Origin of the sequence: Kordia zhangzhouensis (genome assembly GCF_001005305.1) — a bacterium.
In the GTDB taxonomy this organism is placed as follows: domain Bacteria; phylum Bacteroidota; class Bacteroidia; order Flavobacteriales; family Flavobacteriaceae; genus Kordia; species Kordia zhangzhouensis.
Genome location: NZ_LBMH01000005.1, coordinates 315,422 through 335,049, shown reverse-complemented (window position 1 = coordinate 335,049; position 19,628 = coordinate 315,422). Strand labels below are relative to the sequence as shown.

19 protein-coding genes are annotated in these 19,628 nt (G+C 33.3%); 8 read left to right on the top strand and 11 right to left on the bottom strand.

The genetic code is table 11. The features are described 5' to 3' along the window. Position 1 precedes the first annotated feature (1 nt). From AA088_RS10145 to AA088_RS10130, 4 genes are read right to left on the bottom strand one after another with little or no spacing between them, the layout of a single operon-like run. Positions 2–1,090, bottom strand: a complete 1,089-nt coding sequence (locus AA088_RS10145) for an AI-2E family transporter (protein ID WP_046744864.1) — start codon at positions 1,088–1,090, stop codon at positions 2–4. Between the two features lie 35 nt (positions 1,091–1,125). Then, complete coding sequence (locus AA088_RS10140) at positions 1,126–1,641, bottom strand: TrmH family RNA methyltransferase (protein ID WP_046744863.1); 516 nt, start codon at positions 1,639–1,641, stop codon at positions 1,126–1,128. Between the two features lie 4 nt (positions 1,642–1,645). Further along, positions 1,646–1,990 (bottom strand): cyclic-phosphate processing receiver domain-containing protein, encoded by a 345-nt coding sequence (locus AA088_RS10135; protein ID WP_046744862.1) that lies wholly within the window; start codon positions 1,988–1,990, stop codon positions 1,646–1,648. 2 nt (positions 1,991–1,992) lie between these two features. Further along, on the bottom strand, positions 1,993–2,634 hold the full coding sequence (locus AA088_RS10130; RefSeq protein ID WP_046744861.1) for a DUF4159 domain-containing protein: 642 nt from the start codon (positions 2,632–2,634) through the stop codon (positions 1,993–1,995). Between the two features lie 40 nt (positions 2,635–2,674). On the opposite strand from AA088_RS10130, the gene AA088_RS10125 reads away from it, so the two are divergent. After that, on the top strand, positions 2,675–3,418 hold the full coding sequence (locus tag AA088_RS10125) for a DUF1223 domain-containing protein (protein WP_052752854.1): 744 nt from the start codon (positions 2,675–2,677) through the stop codon (positions 3,416–3,418). A gap of 52 nt (positions 3,419–3,470) precedes the next feature. On the opposite strand, the gene AA088_RS10120 is transcribed toward AA088_RS10125, so the two are convergent. Beyond that, entirely contained in the window at positions 3,471–4,178 is a 708-nt protein-coding gene (locus AA088_RS10120) for a 16S rRNA (uracil(1498)-N(3))-methyltransferase (protein WP_046744860.1), read from the bottom strand. A 99-nt stretch (positions 4,179–4,277) separates the two neighbouring features. Continuing rightward, the gene (gene tsaD, locus AA088_RS10115) at positions 4,278–5,300 is read right to left on the bottom strand and encodes a tRNA (adenosine(37)-N6)-threonylcarbamoyltransferase complex transferase subunit TsaD (RefSeq protein WP_046744859.1); all 1,023 of its coding nucleotides are present in this window, start codon (positions 5,298–5,300) and stop codon (positions 4,278–4,280) included. Between the two features lie 175 nt (positions 5,301–5,475). On the opposite strand from tsaD, the gene AA088_RS10110 reads away from it, so the two are divergent. The 5 genes from AA088_RS10110 (at position 5,476) to AA088_RS10090 (ending at position 13,535) form a co-directional block, all read left to right on the top strand. Further along, on the top strand, positions 5,476–9,924 hold the full coding sequence (locus tag AA088_RS10110; RefSeq protein WP_046744858.1) for a translocation/assembly module TamB domain-containing protein: 4,449 nt from the start codon (positions 5,476–5,478) through the stop codon (positions 9,922–9,924). Positions 9,925–10,194: 270 nt separating this feature from the next. Next, positions 10,195–11,181 (top strand): 6-phosphofructokinase, encoded by a 987-nt coding sequence (pfkA, locus tag AA088_RS10105; protein WP_046744857.1) that lies wholly within the window; start codon positions 10,195–10,197, stop codon positions 11,179–11,181. A gap of 30 nt (positions 11,182–11,211) precedes the next feature. Beyond that, complete coding sequence (gene gap / locus AA088_RS10100) at positions 11,212–12,207, top strand: type I glyceraldehyde-3-phosphate dehydrogenase (protein ID WP_046744856.1); 996 nt, start codon at positions 11,212–11,214, stop codon at positions 12,205–12,207. A gap of 83 nt (positions 12,208–12,290) precedes the next feature. Continuing rightward, a complete protein-coding gene (locus AA088_RS10095) occupies positions 12,291–13,160 on the top strand; it encodes an N-acetylglucosamine kinase (protein WP_046744855.1) in 870 nt (289 codons plus the stop codon). Between the two features lie 3 nt (positions 13,161–13,163). Then, positions 13,164–13,535, top strand: a complete 372-nt coding sequence (locus tag AA088_RS10090; RefSeq protein WP_046744854.1) for a methylglyoxal synthase — start codon at positions 13,164–13,166, stop codon at positions 13,533–13,535. 12 nt (positions 13,536–13,547) lie between these two features. On the opposite strand, the gene AA088_RS10085 is transcribed toward AA088_RS10090, so the two are convergent. The 4 genes from AA088_RS10085 to AA088_RS10070 all read right to left on the bottom strand — a co-directional run bounded on the left by AA088_RS10085 (position 13,548) and on the right by AA088_RS10070 (position 16,924). Further along, positions 13,548–14,585 carry a GMP reductase gene (locus tag AA088_RS10085; RefSeq protein ID WP_046744853.1) on the bottom strand — a complete coding sequence of 346 codons (1,038 nt, stop codon included), beginning with the start codon at positions 14,583–14,585 and terminating at the stop codon, positions 13,548–13,550. Between the two features lie 96 nt (positions 14,586–14,681). Continuing rightward, the gene (locus AA088_RS10080; protein WP_046744852.1) at positions 14,682–15,374 is read right to left on the bottom strand and encodes an RluA family pseudouridine synthase; all 693 of its coding nucleotides are present in this window, start codon (positions 15,372–15,374) and stop codon (positions 14,682–14,684) included. A gap of 153 nt (positions 15,375–15,527) precedes the next feature. Beyond that, positions 15,528–16,346 carry a 3-methyl-2-oxobutanoate hydroxymethyltransferase gene (gene panB / locus AA088_RS10075; protein WP_046744851.1) on the bottom strand — a complete coding sequence of 273 codons (819 nt, stop codon included), beginning with the start codon at positions 16,344–16,346 and terminating at the stop codon, positions 15,528–15,530. Between the two features lie 98 nt (positions 16,347–16,444). Next, positions 16,445–16,924: a GyrI-like domain-containing protein gene (locus tag AA088_RS10070; RefSeq protein WP_082106677.1), complete on the bottom strand. Its 480-nt coding sequence runs from the start codon at positions 16,922–16,924 to the stop codon at positions 16,445–16,447. Between the two features lie 98 nt (positions 16,925–17,022). Here AA088_RS10070 and AA088_RS10065 point away from each other — a divergent pair, with 98 nt between their 5' ends. Beyond that, entirely contained in the window at positions 17,023–17,481 is a 459-nt protein-coding gene (locus tag AA088_RS10065) for a nuclear transport factor 2 family protein (RefSeq protein ID WP_046744850.1), read from the top strand. Positions 17,482–17,550: 69 nt separating this feature from the next. Here the strand turns inward: AA088_RS10065 and AA088_RS10060 are convergent, their stop codons facing one another. Then, positions 17,551–18,969, bottom strand: a complete 1,419-nt coding sequence (locus AA088_RS10060) for an L-serine ammonia-lyase (RefSeq protein ID WP_046744849.1) — start codon at positions 18,967–18,969, stop codon at positions 17,551–17,553. 366 nt (positions 18,970–19,335) lie between these two features. On the opposite strand from AA088_RS10060, the gene AA088_RS18320 reads away from it, so the two are divergent. Further along, the gene (locus AA088_RS18320) at positions 19,336–19,512 is read left to right on the top strand and encodes a hypothetical protein (protein ID WP_157547138.1); all 177 of its coding nucleotides are present in this window, start codon (positions 19,336–19,338) and stop codon (positions 19,510–19,512) included. Positions 19,513–19,628: the final 116 nt, after the last annotated feature.

Sequence of the window (19,628 nt, the reverse complement as noted above, 5' to 3'; positions counted from 1 at the left end):
GTTATAAGTCTTTGGTAATGGATTTTACAAATTTATTTTCAGATAAGAATTCTTTCAAAATCACTTTGATTGCTGTATAAGAAGGTACAGCAACGACCATACCTATAATACCAAATAAAATTCCCCATATTATAATAACTAGGAAAATTTCTAACGGATGTGATTTTACAGAATTAGAAAAAATAAGTGGCTGACTCAAAAAGTTATCAATCAATTGTCCTGCTATAAAAAAGATCATTACGCCAATAGTATTAGGTAGAATAACAGAACTAAAATCAGCTTCTAAGTTGCTCGTCATACATAACAATAAGATAAGTACACCACTAAATAAAGGTCCTATATATGGAATTAAATTCAATAAAGCTCCTAAAAAAGCAATTACAATGGCGTTTTTGATTCCGAAAATAAGCAATGCTATAGTATAAATTACAAATAGAATTAAGATTTGGAAAACCAATCCAACAAAGTAGCGCGATAGTAAATCTTTGATTTTATAAATTGAATTATTAACTCTTGTTTCGTTGCGATGAGGTACAAATACCAAAATCCCACTTTCTAACAGTTTACTGTCTTTTAGTAAAAAGAATGAAATAAAAAGTACAGATAGCAAGCCAATACTAAAGCTTCCTAATCCGCTGATAAGGGAATTGAAAAAGTTAGGAATAATGGAATAATCAAAGTTTGCGAATATTTTTGAATCTTTTATAGACTGTTCTAAATCAATATTTTTGGTTGATAAGTATTCTGAAATTTGCATATACAAACTTTCTACATTTTCCTGTAAAGCTTCAATATTTAGCAAAGATAGATTATGCCCTTGTTCTACAATGAGAGGAACAAACATTGAAATCAATCCAACAAAGAGTCCAATTAACAAGGTCATTGTAAAAATTACGGCTAATGTATTTGAAAATTTTAAGCGTCTTCTAAGGAAAATTACGATAGGCCGTCCAATCAATGAAATGACTGCCGCAATAGCAACATACACTATAACAATTTGAATTTTGTATAAAAAATAGAGCAATAAAAAAACGCCTAAAATAACCCCAAGGGCTTTTAAAATTCCGTTAGCAATAGTATTTGATGTCATTTTAATAGGTTTAAAGCTAAAATTAACATAAAAATTTATTTAGCCATTAGATATTGACGCGTAATTTCATAAAAAACAATATTTGTAGCTTGTACTACATTCATACTGCTATTTTGTCCAAACATATCAATGTGTACAATTACATTTGATTCGTATAGAGTTTCAGGATTTATGCCAAAGTTTTCATCGCCAATGACCAAAGCAATTTTTTCATATTGAGAAAAATCAATTGTGTGAATAGATTGACTCTTTTCGGTAATTTCTAATGAAATAATTGTGTAACCGTTGTTTTGTAATTGTTTAATGACTGAATGAATATCTTCAGTAATTTCAAAAGGAACTACTTTTTCTGTTGCGCGTGAAGTTTTTGTCATTCTTCTACCAAATACAGGAATATTTTCTCCGCAAAAAAAGATTTTTTCTATGCCAAAAGCATCAGCAATGCGGAATAACGAACCTATATTCGGTGCATTGGAAACTTGATCGGAAACCAAAACAATTGGAAACGAACGTTTTTCAAAATGTGTTGTGTAATGGGTAAGTTGCGACATGAAATCAGCGAGAAGTATATTTTAAATGATTGATGTAATTTGTTAACAAACCTTCTATTTGCTTAGCAGCTACTGGGTTTGCAGAATGAACATAAAATTCGAGATTTCTTAAATCTATACCAGAATGATACACTAGCCATTTTGCAGCTGCGTAGCCGTCTTCAGCTAGTTCTCCTTTAGCATTTAATCCCAAGTCATTATCAAAACTTATATAATTTGGAAGCCCATTTTCTTGTATATAACTAATAAATTTTTCATACGTACGAACCACCACGAAGTCAAAATTATCAGGGTTTTTATATACCATTTCGGGCACACGAATATCATCCAAAAAAAGATTATAACTCATATTTAGTGTTTAAACGCATAATTGATAATATTTGCCCCCATTTGCAAAGCTTTCAAACGAACTTCATCAGAATCGTTGTGAATTTCTTTATTTTCCCAACCATCACCTAAATCACTTTCAAAAGTAAATAATAATACCAATCGGTTTTCATAAAACAAACCAAAGGCTTGTGGACGTAATCCGTCGTGTTCATGAATTTTAGGTAACCCTTTTGGAAATGAATAGGGTTGCTTGAAAATTGGATGATCTGCAGGAATCTCTCTCAATTCTTGATTGGGAAATACTTTTTTTAATTCTTTTCGAATGTACTGGTTCATGCCATAGTTATCATCAATATGTAAAAAACCACCAGAAGTCAAATAGTTGCGTAAGTTAGTTGCGTCTTCATCTGAAAAGAATACATTTCCATGTCCTGTCATATGAACAAATGGATATTGAAACAAATCTGTACTGCCAACTTCTACTGTTTGCGGTGTTGTTTTGATTGTAGTACGAATATTTTCATTACAAAACTTAATCAAGTTTGGCAATGCTGTAGGATTAGAATACCAATCGCCACCACCAGCATATTTTAAAATAGCAATCTCTTGTGATGTTGCAAGTGAACAACTTAGTAGTAGAAGTAAAATAGTAAGCTTCTTCATTTTTAATCGTCTTATGTATTGCAAGGTAAACTTTCAAACGATGAAACGAAAATATTTAATAACACTTTCACTTTTTACACTTCTTTTTTTGACTTCTTTTATTGAGGACAATGAAAAAAAGAATCCATCTACAGTAGTTTTAGAACTATTCACATCGCAAGGATGTTCTAGTTGTCCCAAAGCAGATGCATTGTTAGGTGCGATAGCGAATGATTATACCAGTAAAGATATACTTGTATTGTCATATCATGTGGATTATTGGAACTATATAGGCTGGAAAGATCCATTTAGCAAAAAAGAATTTACCCAGAAACAGCGCGAATATGCATTAAAGTTTAATGATAACAGTATATATACTCCTGCAGTTGTCATTAACGGACAAGAACATTTTGTAGGTTCGAATCGTTCTAAAATGATGTCAAAAATTAAAGAATATCAACAAAAAATGTCCCCATATTTTGTAGCGCTTCAGGCAAAAAAAGAAACGACTAATTCAGTTGTTTTTCAATATGAAATAGAAGGAGATATTTCTGATTTAAACGCAAGAATAGTATTAGCAATCAAAGAAAGATTGACAAAAGTAACTCGTGGTGAAAATGCTCATAAAACACTTTCGAATCATCATATTGTTGTGCTTGAAAGTAATATTGCAGAAGTGTTAAAAAAGGGAAAGGTTGTTGTTCAAATTCCAGAAATAGTGAATGATAAAGATAAGTTAATCGCTTTTTTGATTTTGGAGAACAATCAAAAAGATATTTTAGGCGGAACTAAGTTACAGTTGTAAATAGATTTTATTTCTTAAATGAGCATTGAACCAATTATATTGCAAATGCGTATTATTTCTGATTCATAAATGCAACAGAATGACATGCAACAATTGCAGCTGTTTCAGTGCGTAATCTTGTATCGCCTAAGGTAACAGGAATATAATTTTTTGCAATTGCAGATTCGATTTCGGTTGGAGAAAAATCGCCTTCAGGACCAATTAAAATCGTAACATCTTTATTAGGTTGCAGTACTTGTTTGAGCGATTTCTTATGGGTTTCTTCACAATGTGCAATAAATAATTGCTCGTCGGTATGTTCTTTTAAAAAATCAACAAAAGAAATTGCAGGTTTTAATTCTGGAAAATACGCACTTAATGACTGCTTGGTGGCTGATTGCAAAATTTTAGTATAGCGTTCTTCCTTAATAACTTTTCGTTCCGAATGATCGCAAATAATAGGTGTAATTGTATCAATACCAATCTCTGTTGCTTTTTCCAAAAACCATTCATAACGATCGTTCATTTTTGTAGGTGCTACTGCCAAATGCAAACGGTAGTTTTTAGGCTCTTGAAACTCACAAGAAATTATTTCAACCGTGCAATTGCGTTGATCGCTAATTAAGATTTTTACCTTGAAAAAATAACCTTTTCCGTTGGTAGTATGCAATAGATCATCTTCTTTTTTACGCAACACTCGCACAATATGTTTACTCTCTTCTTTGGAAAACGTATAATGTTTTGTAGTTGCTGTAATTTCAGGAGTGTAAAAAAGTTGCATTTTTAATTATGAATTTTGGATTGAGAATGTTGAGAGGTGCATAAAAAAATATTTGAAATGCATAACAGGTCACATCAAGTACCATTAATTATTTAAAAATCAAATTTTAATTCGCGAACTCGCTGTTACTGCTTGATTTGTAAAATCTTTTTGTAAATATTTTAAATAACCTACAATTCCAATCATTGCAGCATTATCTGTCGTGTATGCAAACTTTGGAATATGCGCTATCCAGCCATACTTTCGTTCACCATCTTTCAATGCTTGGCGAATGGCAGAATTAGCTGAAACACCACCGCCAATTGCTATGGTTTTAATACCTGTTTGTTTAGATGCTTTTTTAAGCTTATCAATAATGATATTCACAATAGTATGTTGAATAGAAGCGCAAATATCTTTCAAATTCTCTTTCACAAAGTCTGGATTTTCCTGAGTTTGTTTTTGTACAAAATATAAAATTGCAGTTTTCAATCCTGAAAAACTAAAATTTAATCCAGGTACTTTAGGTTTTGGAAAAGAAAATGCTTTTGGATTTCCTTCACGAGCCAATTTATCAATAATGGGACCTGCAGGATACGACAAACCAAGAATTTTACCGCTTTTATCATACGCTTCTCCAACGGCATCATCAATCGTTTCTCCAATCACTTCCATGTCAAAATGATTTTTTACCACGACAATTTGTGTATGTCCACCAGAAATAGTCATCGCAATAAAAGGAAACTTCGGGATTGTTTGTGCTTCATCTTGAATGAAATGAGCTAATATGTGCGCTTGCATATGGTTTACTTCAATCAGAGGAATATTCAACCCTAAAGCTAACGATTTGGCAAAAGAAGTTCCTACTAATAACGAACCCATTAAGCCAGGTCCACGCGTAAAAGCTATGGCTGTTAGCTGTTTTTTGTCGATATTTGCTGTAGCTAACGCTTGATGTACAACAGGAACAATATTTTGTTGATGTGCTCGTGAAGCCAATTCAGGAACAACACCACCATACGCTTCATGTATTTTTTGATTGGCAACTACATTTGACAAAACAGTGTCGTTTCGCAATACAGCAGCAGACGTATCATCACAAGATGATTCAATAGCTAAAATATATACATCTTTTGTGCTCATATGTATTGTAAAGGCATAAAAATTGATATAGTTTCACAAAGATATGCTAAACATCGTGTTTTGTATTATTTTTTTTATGAATTTGCAGTATCAAAACAGATATATAAACTGAACTGTCATTAAAAAAGTCTGGAAAATAGTCAAACGTGTGTTGGTAGCAATTTTGCTGCTGTTTATGCTATTGCTTATTTTATTTTCAATACCAGCTGTACAAACTTCTCTTGGAAAAAAAGCGACCAATTGGTTGAATGATACTTATAAGACAAATATAAATATTGATCGTATCGGATTAAAATGGAACGGCGATATATCTCTTCGAAATATATATATTGAAGATTATCTGAAAGATACGTTAATTCATGTAAATCGGTTAGAAACATCTATTCTAAGCTTTAGAAACTTAGTAAATAACAAATTGCAATTTGGAACGGTTAATATTGAAGGACTTACTTTAAATATTTACACAGAAAAAGATTCTACCGACACAACTTTAGATGTTTTTATTGCCAAGCTAGATTCTGAACCTATAGATAGCACACCATCGAACTTTTTACTGACAAGTTCTAAAATGAATCTAAGCAATAGTAAATTTCGTTATACAGATGCCAACAATAGTTCGCCAGAAATGCTCAATTTTTCTGAGTTAGGCGGAACGGTCAATCAATTTAAAGTACAAGGGCCAAATGTGCATGGAAATGTGCAAGGACTTACATTTTTAGATAGTAATGGGTTGCGAATTGAAGAAATGAACACCGCGTTTGATTATACACTTAACCAAATGCGTTTTGATGAATTGACCGTAAAAACTAAGGGTTCTCATTTAAAAGGAGTAGTTGTTTTTGATTACGATCGAAAAGATTTTGCAAACTTTTTGGACAAAGTTCAAGTAACCGCAAAATTTGAAGATTCTGAAATCGATTTTAGTGAACTCAATTATTTTTACGATGAATTCGGAAATAAAAAAGGTTCTTTCAGTACCGAATTAACCGGTGTTTTGAATGATTTTACCACTAAAAATTTCGAATTTACTTCTCCTAGTACAGTTATTAAAGGAGATATTCGCTATAAAAACTTGTTCAAATCTTCTGCACCTTTTTATATGAAAGGTGATTTTGATCGATTATCTTCTAATTACTATCAATTGCGCACATTTTTGCCAAATATACTTGGAAGAACATTGCCTTCATCTTTTCAAAAGTTTGGGCAATTTAATATTCAAGGAGTTTCAGAAATTACAGAAGAAGAAATCGATGCACAATTAACAATTCAGACTGAAATAGGAAGCTCTATATCAGATCTTACTTTAACAAACATTGATGACATTGACAATGCTTCCTATGAAGGAAACATTACGTTGAAAGATTTTGATTTAGGTGTATATATTGATGATCCTACTATAGGAAAAGTAACCTTAGATGCGTTTGTTGATGGAAAGGGATTTAAAAAAGAAAATCTTAACACTGAAATAATAGGGAAAATCAATTCTATTAATTACAATAATTACAGTTATAAGAACTTAAACATTTCAGGAGTATTAAAAGATCAATTGTTTGATGGAAATTTAACCTCCAATGATCCTAATGCCAAATTCAACTTTCAAGGATTGGCAGACTTATCAGGGACTGAAAATGAATTTCGCTTTCAAGCTTCTATAGATTTGTTAAACTTAAACAAATTGAATTTTATCAAACGCGATAAAATATCTGTACTCAAAGGTGATGTTGTTATTGATGTGATAGGAAACACTATTGATGACATGGCAGGAGATGTTTTCTTTAAAAAAATAGCATATACCAATCAAAATGGAACGTATGCATTCGAAAATTTCACAATCAATTCAGAGTTTGAAGACGACATACGAAAAATAACTGTTGATTCACCAGATATCATTCAAGGAACGGTAACAGGTCGCTTTTACTTTGAAGAAGTTATTGACCTTGTTCAAAATTCTGTGGGTAGTATTTATGCTAATTACAGACCAATTGATGTACAACCGAATCAATATTTAACGTTTAACTTTAAAATCTATAATAAAATTGTAGATGTATTTTTCCCTGAGGTGAGTTTGGCTCAAAATACAACACTTAAAGGAAGTATTATTGGAAACGAAAATAAATTCAAACTCACCTTCAAAACACCACAAATTATAGCGTATGATAACACGATTGATGATGTGGAATTACAAATTGACAATAAAAATCCATTATTTAATACCTATCTTGAAATAGCAGGTTTAAAAACTAAATGGTATGATGCGAAAGAGTTTCGTTTGATTAACACAACATTGAATGACACTTTATTCTTTAAGACAGAGTTTAAGGGCGGAAAAGATTTTGCAGATAACTATAATTTAAGCTTCTACCATACTATTGATAATACTAACAAATCTGTAGTAGGAATCAAAAAATCAGATGTATCTTTTAGAGGGAATACTTGGTATATTAACGCAAATAACAATCGGAAAAATCGTTTCATTTTTGACAAAGAATTAGATTCTATCTATATTGAAAAATTTGTCATGAACCATCAAAAAGAAGAAATTCAACTTGAAGGACAATTGTTTGGAGAAAATAACAAAAATATCAATCTACAATTCATCGACGTAGGTTTAGAGAAAATTACTCCTTCTATTGATAGTATTCGTCTAGGAGGTATTGTGAATGGAAAACTTGATATCAAGCAAATTAATGGTGGTTATATTCCAAAATCAAAACTAAATATTGCAAATTTAGAAGTAAATGATAAAAAGCTAGGAAACTTAAATATTGACATTACAGGCGATGATTTATTAGAACAATTTGATGTAAATGCCAAACTTGTCAATAAAAATGTTGAATCACTTCTAGCTGAAGGAACAATAAACTTTTCTGGAGATCAAAACACTATTAATGTAGCAACTACGATTGATAAATTTGATATTTCACCATTTAGTCCTTTGGGCGAAGATGTCATCCAAGACATTCGGGGATTAATATCAGGAAAAGCGCAAATACAAGGAAATCTGAGGAATCCTGCTGTAAATGGAGAATTAAGTATTTTGGGAGGAGGTTTATACATTCCGTATCTCAATGTCGATTTGGATATGGCAAATAGTTCTGTAGTCAAATTGTACAATCAAACATTTGAATTTGTTGATGTAACAGTACTAGATACACAAGATTATACAAAAGCTCAATTGGATGGAACAATTTCACATACAGCTTTTGGCGATTGGCGATTAGGGTTGCATCTCATTACAGATCGTTTGTTAGTACTCAATACAACACTTGATGATGAAGAAGAAACCTTATATTATGGAACAGGCTATATAAGTGGTGAAGCTTGGCTTACAGGACCAACAGATCAACTCACAATCAAAGTAGAAGGCACAACAGAAAAAGGAACATCTCTTAAAATTCCAATCAGTGATGTTGCTTCTGTTGGAGATGCATCTTTTATAAAATTTGTGACCAAAGAAGAGTTTTATGATCCAGAAAGACAAGAAGAAAATATAATTGATGATTTTAAAGGTGTAGAACTAGCATTTGAACTGGATGTAACGCCTGAGGCTGAAATAGAAATAGAAATAGATCGAAAAGCAGGGAGCTCTATTAAAGGAAGTGGGTTTGGAAGTTTGTTGATGGAAATCAACACCAATGGTAAATTCAATATGTATGGTGACTTTATTACGTATAAAGGAGAATATAATTTCAAGTACAGAGGAATTATCAACAAAAAATTCACCCTAAAACCTGATGGAACGATAACTTGGGAAGGCGATCCATTTAAGGCACAATTAAATGTTGAAGCTGTTTACAATTTGCAAGCCAATCCAGATGTCTTATTAGACACACCTACGTATAATAGAAAAATACCAGTAGAAGTTGGTATCAAACTTACAGGAGATCTTATGAAACCTGATCCTGTATTTAATATTTCTTTCCCAACAACGCAAGGTGTGGCAGAATCTGAATTGACGGATTTCTTATTAAATGATGATGATAAACGTAGATTGCAAGCACTTTCATTGCTTTCGCAAGGGCGTTTTGTAAATGAGGTCAATATCAATCAAACAGCAGTAACTGGAAACTTAATAGAAACTGCTACCGGACTCTTTAATGAGGCTTTATCAGGAGAAGGAAATGGTAAATTGGACGTGAATCTTAATTATAGTCAAGCTGATCGTTCCTTAAATCTTGAAACGTCTGATCAATTAGGACTTACGGTTTCAAGTCAGATTAGTGATAAAATTACGTTCAATGGACAAATAGGAGTTCCTGTAGGAGGTGTAACTCAAACTGCTATTGTAGGAGATGCGCAGATAGAAATTTCACTAAACGAAGATCGTACACTGACAGCAAAAATTTTCAATCGACAAAATCAAATACAATACGTAGGTGAAGTAGAAGGTTTTACACAAGGAATTGGGCTCTCTTATCAGGTAGATTTTGATACCTTAAAAGAATTAGTTGATAAAGTATTCAAAGGAAAAAAGAAACGTGCCGAAGAAACCCAAGAGTCAAAGGAAGAAACCAACCAAGTCGGCGATCAAGTCGTAAACTTTTCCAGTAAAAAAGACGTAAAAAAAGAAGCTAAAAAAGCAACAGAAAAAAAGTCTGAGAAAAAATCAGACAAAGAAAAATAAATACGTTTTTCACTATATTCTTTACGCAGTTTTTTTACATAAAATCCAATCTTTCCAAAGCAAAAATAAACAAGTAGCTCAGTGTAAAATCGCTCATTTTCAATAATGCAAACATTGATAAAAGTGAAAAAAAACCTAAGCAAAACGTTAAAATTCTGAGAACTTATTAACGAAAACGTTTGAAATTTCTCAACAATTTAAAATTCGCGTAAAGCGTGCTACAAAATCAAAATAAGTTTCCTAGCTTTACTACTCTAAACAAAAAATTGCATGCAACATAACATCAAAAAAATAGGCGTAATGACCTCTGGAGGCGATGCTCCAGGAATGAATGCTGCGATCAGAGCAGTGGCACGTGCTTGTGCGTATTACAACATACAATGTGTTGGATATTATCGTGGTTATCAAGGCATGATAGAAGGTGATACTGTTGAATTGTCTGCACGTAGTGTAAAAAATATAGTTAGTAAAGGAGGAACCATATTAAAATCGGCTCGTTCTATGGAATTTAAAACCAAAGAAGGACGAAAAAAAGCATACGACAACCTTAAAGAACAAGGTGTTGATGCTATGATTTTAATAGGTGGAGATGGAACTTTTACAGGCGGAATGATTTTTAGCTCCGAATATGATATTCCAGTAATCGGAGTTCCAGGGACCATAGATAATGACATTTTTGGAACAAACTTTACCATTGGATATGATACTGCATTAAATACGGTAGTTGAAGCCATAGATAAAATTCGTGATACAGCTAGTTCTCACAACCGATTATTCTTTGTAGAAGTAATGGGAAGAGATGCTGGTTTTATTGCATTAAATGCAGGAATTGGAGCAGGAGCAGAAGAAATATTAATTCCTGAAGAAGATTTAGGATTAGATCGTCTATTAGAATCTCTTCAACGTAGCCGTCGTAGCGGAAAATCCTCGAGTATTGTAGTGGTTTCAGAAGGTGATAAAATAGGAAAAAATGTCTTCGAATTAGCAGAATATGTAACTGAAAATTTGCCTGATTATGAAGCCCGCGTATCTGTGTTAGGACACATGCAAAGAGGAGGAAAACCAACGTGTTTTGATAGAGTTTTGGCGAGTAGACTAGGAGTAAAGGCAGTAGAATTGGTGCTTGACGGACAATCAAACGTGATGGTAGGTCTTGCAGATAATAAAGTAGTGGTAACTAGTATAGAAAAAGCTGTAAAAGGAAAACATACCATTAATAAAGAATTACTTAAAATCTCTGATATTCTATCAGTGTAATACTAAAAATACAAAGCAAAAGAAAATAAAATGACAAAATTAGGAATTAACGGATTTGGACGAATAGGAAGAATAGTTTTTAGAGCAACACTAAAGCGTGACAATGTGGACGTGGTAGCGATTAATGACTTACTTGACGTCAATCATCTAGCATATTTATTAGAATACGATTCAGTTCATGGACGTTTTGATGGAAAAATTGAAGTAAAAGATGGAAACTTAATTGTTGATGGAAAAACAATTCGTGTTACTGCCGAAAGAGATCCACGTAACTTAAAATGGGATGAAGCAGGAGTTGATGTAGTAGCAGAATGTACAGGAATTTTCACTACATTAGAAAGTGCTGATTATCACATTCAAGCAGGAGCAAAAAAAGTAGTAATTTCTGCTCCTTCTAAAGATGCTCCAATGTTTGTAATGGGCGTAAATCATCATGAAGTAAAAGCTACTGATAATATTGTTTCCAATGCATCTTGTACAACCAACTGTTTGGCTCCAATAGCAAAAGTATTAGATGACAATTTTGGAATTGAAGAAGCTTTAATGACAACAATTCACGCATCAACATCTACTCAATATACTGTTGATTCTCCTTCAAAAAAGAACTATCGTCTTGGACGTTCTGCAATGGTAAATATCATACCGACTAGTACAGGAGCAGCAAAAGCGGTTGGAAAAGTAATTCCAAAACTAGATGGGAAATTAACTGGGATGGCGTTTCGTGTACCTACGGTAGATGTGTCTGTGGTTGACTTAACCGTTAGACTCGAAAAAGAAACGTCATATGAAGAAATCAAAAAAGCATTTAAAACGGCTTCTGAAGGCGAATTACAAGGAATTTTAGGATATACTGATGAACCAGTGGTATCTCAAGATTTTGTAAGCGATGAACGAACTAGTATTTTTGATGCAGAAGCAGGAATCGAACTAACTCCTAAGTTTTATAAAATCGTTTCTTGGTATGACAATGAGTTTGGATATTCAAACAAATTAGTAGACTTAGCATTATACGTAAACAATTTATAAGAAACCTTTAAAAGCGTAGTCATGCTAATTTTTGACTACGCTTTTTTATTTTATAAAAAAAGACATCATTATACACTCACTCTATGATTTTAGTAGTAGATAGCGGCTCCACCAAATGTGATTGGATTGCAGTAGACAAAGAAGGGAATCAATTATTAGACAAACTTCGAACCAAAGGATTAAATCCTGCTATTCTTACGGAGAAAAAGCTAAAAAAAACCATTAAAAAAAGTAAAGAACTCTCTGCACATCGTCATACTGTGACACATATCTTTTTCTATGGAGCTGGATGTGGAACAGAAAATCCGCGCCTATTACTAAAAGGTGTTTTGGAAGACTTTTTTCCAAATGCATTGGTAGAGGTCAACGAAGATACATTAGCAGCTGTATATGCTACGATTAATCATGCCGATGAAGCAGCAGTAGTTTGTATTCAAGGTACTGGTTCTAATTGTAGCTATTATGATGGAAATCAATTGCATCAACGGGTAAATTCGTTGGGATATACCTTAATGGACGATGCAAGCGGAAATTACTACGGAAAACAATTAATTCGTGATTACTATTTCCATAAAATGCCAACAGCTATCCGAGTTGCTTTTGAAGAACGCTACAATTTAGATAGTGATTACATTAAATACAATCTCTATAAACAACCCAATCCTAATGCATATTTAGCCAACTTTGCAGAATTCATGTTTCTGAATAAAGACTCCGATTATGTAGTTGAATTGATAAAAAAAGGATTTCGTCTCTTCGCAGAAAATATGATTATGCAATTTAAAGAAGAAATCAAAACAGTTCCTGTTCATTTTGCAGGTTCAATAGCGTTCTTTTCAGAAGCTGAAATCAGAGAAGTAGCTCAAGAGTTTGGATTTACCGTTGGTAATTTTATTCGCAGACCAATTGAAGGTTTAGTAGCTTTTCATACGAAACAATTAAGAAAAAGTTAGTTAATGGAAATTGCAATTATTGCGCATGATGGGAAAAAAGCAGAAATGGTTCAATTTCTTAACGAACATGCGGAAATATTACATAGCAAGAAAATTAAATTAATAGCAACTGGTACTACCGGTGGAAAAGTTGAGAAAGCAGGTTTTGAAGTTTTAAAACTACTTTCTGGGCCACATGGAGGTGATGCTCAAATAGCTGCGCGTGTGGCCGAAGGAACTTGTAATTTGGTATTGTTTTTTCGTGATCCGCTAGAAAAACATCCACATGAGCCAGATGTATTAATGTTAATGCGTTTGTGCGATGTGCATAATGTTCCGTTAGCCACTAATCCAGCTGCAGCTGAATTATTGATGAAAGCAATTTCAGTGCAATAAAATAGTAAGTTGTTAAGAATAAACTCTATTCTCTTGTTCTGATACACGTATAAAAGTGGTGCGTTTTGTCAATTCTTTTAAACGAGAAGCACCTACATAAGTACATGTACTTCGAATACCTCCTAAAATATCCTGAACAGTAGCAGATACAGGACCTTTCAATGGTATTTCGACAGTTTTTCCTTCAGAAGCTCGGTAATCTGCTACACCACCAACATGTTTTTCCATTGCCGTTGCAGAACTCATTCCATAAAATTGTTTGTACTTTTGGCCATTTCGTTCAATCAATTCACCTCCACTTTCGTCATGTCCAGAAAGCATTCCACCAAGCATGACAAAGTCTGCACCAGCGCCAAAAGCTTTGGCAACATCACCTGGAGTAGTACATCCGCCATCTGAAATAATATGTCCACCTAAACCATGCGCAGCATCGGCACATTCAATAATAGCAGAAAGTTGCGGATAACCAACACCTGTTTTTACACGTGTGGTGCAAACTGAACCAGGACCAATACCTACTTTTACGATATCTGCTCCAGATAGGATTAATTCTTCTACCATTTCGCCAGTAACCACATTTCCGGCAATGATAACCTTATCAGGAAATTGAGTACGTGCATTTTTTACAAAATCAACGAAGTGTTGTGAATATCCATTCGCAACATCTATGCAAATAAATTTGAGCTGTGGATATACACCAAAAATTGTTCGTAGTTTCTCATTGTCATTTTCTCCAGTTCCAGTGCTAACAGCGATATGTGGAATGTAATGTTGCGGTATAGAAGCCATAAAATCATTCCATTGATCTAATGAATAGTGCTTATGGATTGCAGTGAATAAATTTTTAGAGGCTAATGCTTTTGCCATGTCAAAGGTGCCTACAGTGTCCATATTGGCAGCCATAATAGGAATTCCTGCCCATTCGTAGGAACTATGTAAAAATTTATAAGTACGCTCTAAAGAAACTTGCGAACGACTTTTTAAGGTAGATCGCTTTGGTCGAATCATGACATCTTTAAAACCTAACTTTAATCCACTTTCAATACGCATGTTAAAAATAGTTTGATTATGATTAAAAGTAGAAATTTATCTTTAAAAATGGGAGCTGTCTATAAATGACTTTTGAGCAAGGTTATCAACAGTATATTAAATACACGCATTCCATATTGAATCGTTAGGTAAAGGCGCTATAATTTCTAAGGGTTCTTTTTTTACAGGATGTGTAAATACTAATTTTCGTGCATGCAAATGAATACTACCGTCTTTATTACTTCGATCAAAGCCATACTTTAAGTCGCCTTTTATAGGACAACCTATACTTGCTAATTGCGCTCTGATTTGATGATGACGACCTGTGTGGAGTAAAACTTCTAACCATACATATCGATCTAGCTTTTTCTTAACTGTGTACTCTAAGATTGCTTTTTTGCTATCTTTTACTTCAGTCTGAAAAGCAGAAGATTTGTTATTTTTTGGATTTTTTCGAAGCCAATGGATTAGCGTATCTTGTTTTTTTTGCGGCTCATTTTTTACAATTGCCCAATACGTTTTTTTGGCTTTTTTTTCTGCAAAAAGAGAATTTAATCGTGGTAAGGCTTTCGAAGTTCTAGCAAAAACAACAATTCCAGTAGTAGGTCTGTCAAGTCTATGTACAACACCAAGAAACACATTGCCTGGTTTCTGATATTTTTCTGCAATATATTCTTTTACAACTTCGCTTAAAGGTTTGTCACCGGTTTTGTCTCCTTGCACAATATCACCCGCACGTTTATTGACAATAATGATATGATTGTCTTCATATAGTACTTGGAGATTGTGTTTGTTGGAAACGGTTTTCAATGGATTTTCGAAGGTTTTTATAAAATTTCAAAGTATTTCTTGATACAATCTTTTGTCAACTCGATTGAACTCAATGCAGCAAAAAATCACTCGAAATTGGATAATGTGTGGGTAAAAATATTTGTCAAAACAATAATTCAACAGTCAAAATTTTTAATACTGCTCTTTCTCATTCGGAAAATCATGTGACTTGACATCAGCGGAATATTGTTTGATAGCATTTGTCATTTCTTCATACATGTTCAAGTAACGTCGTAAAAAACGAGGATTAAATTCGTGTGTCATCCCTAACATGTCATGTGTTACAAGTACTTGTCCGTCAACTCCATTTCCAGCTCCGATTCCAATAACAGGAATGGTTAAACTTTCAGCAACTTCTTTGGCTAATTTGGCAGGAACTTTTTCTAATACAATTGCAAAACAACCTGCTTTTTCTAGCATTTTAGCATCCTCTTTTAGTTGATCAGCTTCCTCTTCTTCTTTAGCGCGAACTGTATATGTTCCAAATTTGTAAATGGATTGTGGAGTTAATCCTAAATGCCCCATTACAGGAATTCCTGCGTTTAAAATACGTTTAATAGATTCTTTAATTTCTTTTCCACCTTCAACTTTTACAGCATGTCCTCCAGATTCTTTCATGATGCGAATTGCAGAACGCAACGCTTCTTTCGGATCTGATTGATACGTTCCAAAAGGCAAATCAACTACTACTAATGCTCGCGTGATTGCCCTAACAACAGAGGATGCATGATAAATCATCTGATCAAGGGTAATTGGGAGTGTCGTTTCATGTCCTGCCATAACATTACTTGCAGAATCACCAACAAGAATTACGTCAATTCCAGCACCATCAACAATCTTTGCCATGGTGTAATCGTATGCGGTTAGCATGGAGATTTTTTCTCCATTATTCTTCATTTCAACTACCGACTTTGTAGTAACTCTCTTGTATTGTTTTTTTGCGACAGACATACGTTAATTTTTCTATGGACGTAAAAATAATAATAAAAATATAAGCTGGCAGGAGAACTGTTTGTTTTTTTAGCTTAGTTAGGAAGAAAAAGATTGGGTTATTTGATAGGAATCCAAATTTCTTCTTCAGATTCTTCACTCGTAGGATTGTATTTTTCTCCTAAAACTTCAAAATGAGGTCGATGATCTAATTCATATTCTGAATTTGGTAACCATTCATGAAAAATAAATTGAAATGCTTCTGCAAAATTTTGAGGAAGGCCTTTGTAACGAAACACTACATACAATCCGCTTTTAAGTGTAAAGCATTCCATGTTTTTTGGAACAGATTCAAAATCAGAAACTTCAGTCAATGCGTACTTTGTGAATTTTGTTTGCGGATTAAAATCTGTAAAGTACATTTTATCATATACTTGAAGCGAATACAAGTGGTTCCCAATTGTATTTTGAATGGATTTTCGTTCTTGCATGAAGTTTTTCCAAAGTAGGGGAGTTGTGTTTTGTAAAAGTGACATCTGAGCAGATTTCCCGATGAGTTTCTTTTCTGCTAAAATTTGTACGCTAGGAGTAGACAACATTAAATGTATAATTAGGATTTGCTTTTATTTCTTAAAACTATCGTAAAACTAAGTAGTTTTTTAAATTTTTGAATTATTTTTCAAAAAAATCACCAATCATGAAACAATATCTCTACTTCGTATTTTTTTTAGTTAGTTTTTATACACAAGCACAAACTGACGATGAAAAAGCAGCTAAACAAGCTGTTATTCAGTTTTTTGAAGGTTTTCATCAAAAAGATTCAACTTTGATGCAACGGGTTGTTCATAAAGATATCATACTACAAACTACTTTTATTAATCAAGAGGGAAAAGCCATACTTCGGAATCAAAAAGCAGACGGTTTTATAACTGCAGTTGTAAGCAGAGCTGAAAATCCTATTTGGGAAGAAAAAATCCTTTCGTACAATGTCCAAGTAGATGGCACAATGGCAAATGTATGGACTCCTTACGAATTTTGGTTGGATGGAAAGTTTCTCCATTGTGGAGTCAATTCGTTTCAACTATTCAAAGACAATGGACAATGGAAAATAATTTACTTAATAGATACTAGACATAAAAAAGGCTGTCAGAGTTAGTTATTGATATCTCTATCCTAATGCTGTTCAGTAAAAAGGGGCAAAAAATAAAATATACACATTTTCAGACTAACAATCTGCCAAATGTACACCAACGGCCAATCCACCTTCAGATGTTTCTTTATATTTAGAATTCATATCTTTTGCCGTTTCCCACATGGTACTAATTACTTTATCTAATGGAACTTTAACATCTTTAGGATCTGTTTCCATGGCCAATTCGGCAGCATTGATAGCTTTAATAGCACCCATGGAATTTCGTTCAATACACGGAACTTGTACCAAACCACCAATAGGATCACAAGTCATTCCTAAATGATGTTCCATCGCTATCTCAGCGGCAATCATCACTTGTTCAGGCGAACCGCCAAATAATTCTGTAAGTGCGCCAGCTGCCATAGCAGAAGATACACCAATCTCGGCTTGGCAACCACCCATTGCAGCAGAAATAGTTGCTCCTTTTTTGAAAATACTTCCAATTTCGCCAGCAACTAGCAAAAAACGTTTAATATGTTTAAAATCTGCTTTATGATTTTCTATAACCATATAATACATTAAAACTGCAGGAATAACACCTGCACTTCCATTGGTAGGAGCTGTTACGACACGCCCTAAAGAAGCATTTACTTCATTTACAGCAAGAGCAAAACAACTTACCCATTTAAAAATCTGTCTGAATTTTACTTCTGTTTTGCGAATTGTTTCCAGCCATTCTTCGGGAGAACTATATGGTAAATCACTTTTTAACTTTTGATGGATATCGTAGGCTCTTCGTCTTACATTAAGACCTCCAGGCAATACTCCTTCAGTATGGCAACCAATATACATACATTCTAACATGGTTTTCCAAACACGACGCAATTCAGCATCAATCTCTTCTGGGAAGCGCAACAACGTTTCATTTAATAAAACAATTTCAGAAATTTTCTTTTTCTCTTTTGTACAAAAATTGATAAGATCTGTTGCTTTGTTAATAGAGTACGGGAAAATTCGAATAGGATGGTCTGTATCAGCATGTGTTTCATGTTCCTTTACTACAAAACCGCCACCGATAGAATAAAAAGTTGAAGAATAAACTTTATGATCAACAATTGCATGAAACGTAATTCCGTTGGGATGAAATGGTAAAAAATCGTTGTTGAATACTACATCTTTGCTAGGAGTAAAAACAATTTCTTTTTCTTGATTAAGAGGTAAAATGTTTTTCGTTTTGATTGCATTCACTATTACAGGAATATCTTGTGTAGGAATAGTTTCTGGATCTGCTCCATAGAGACCTAGTAAAACTGCCAAATCGGTAGCATGTCCTTTCCCAGTAAGTGACAAAGAGCCATACAAATCAACTTTTACAGAAGTAACTTTGTCAAAAAGATGGGCAGCCTTCAATTCTTTAATCCAACTTTCTGCAGCTCGCCACGGACCTAATGTGTGTGAACTTGAAGGACCTATACCAATTTTGAGCATGTCAAAAACACTAATGTATTCCATAACGTGAACATTCTTTTTAGAAGTGTAAATATAAAGGGAAAGTTTGAATATATACGTCTTTTTTTGCCCTTATAATATCTTTATGAAAAGTCAGTTTAGAAATAAAAAATACCAAAATGGTAATTTCCAAACAATACAAAGACGACATGCGAAAGGAATGTTTTGTGTAAGTTATGATTCAGAGAATCAATGAGTTAAATTTTTTATAAAGTTGTAGGAATCTACACCTGATATTCATAGTTTTATGTATAGCTATATTAAGAAAGATTTCTCTTGTAATTAAAAGAAGAAAATCTTTTTAGGTGAATTCATCAATCATTCTATATTAACGAACTTTTACTAAAAGTTCATTAAAATCAATTTATTATGAAAAATAAAACGAACAGAAAACTAAGCTTTAAAAAAATTAAAGTTTCTGAATTGAGAACAATTGACATTAAAGGAGGCGGATCATTATTTACTTGCTATTGTTGTACTTCCGACCATTGCCCGAATTCGGCAGATGAATGTGAAACCATACGAGGAAATACATGTTTCTGTTAAACCGAACTAGAGATTTTTTAGAAATGCTGACATCATGTCAGCATTTTTTTGTTGGCATAATCATTGACTTATACGTGTTGACTTGAAAAAGTAACGATTAAAATAAAAGTATAACA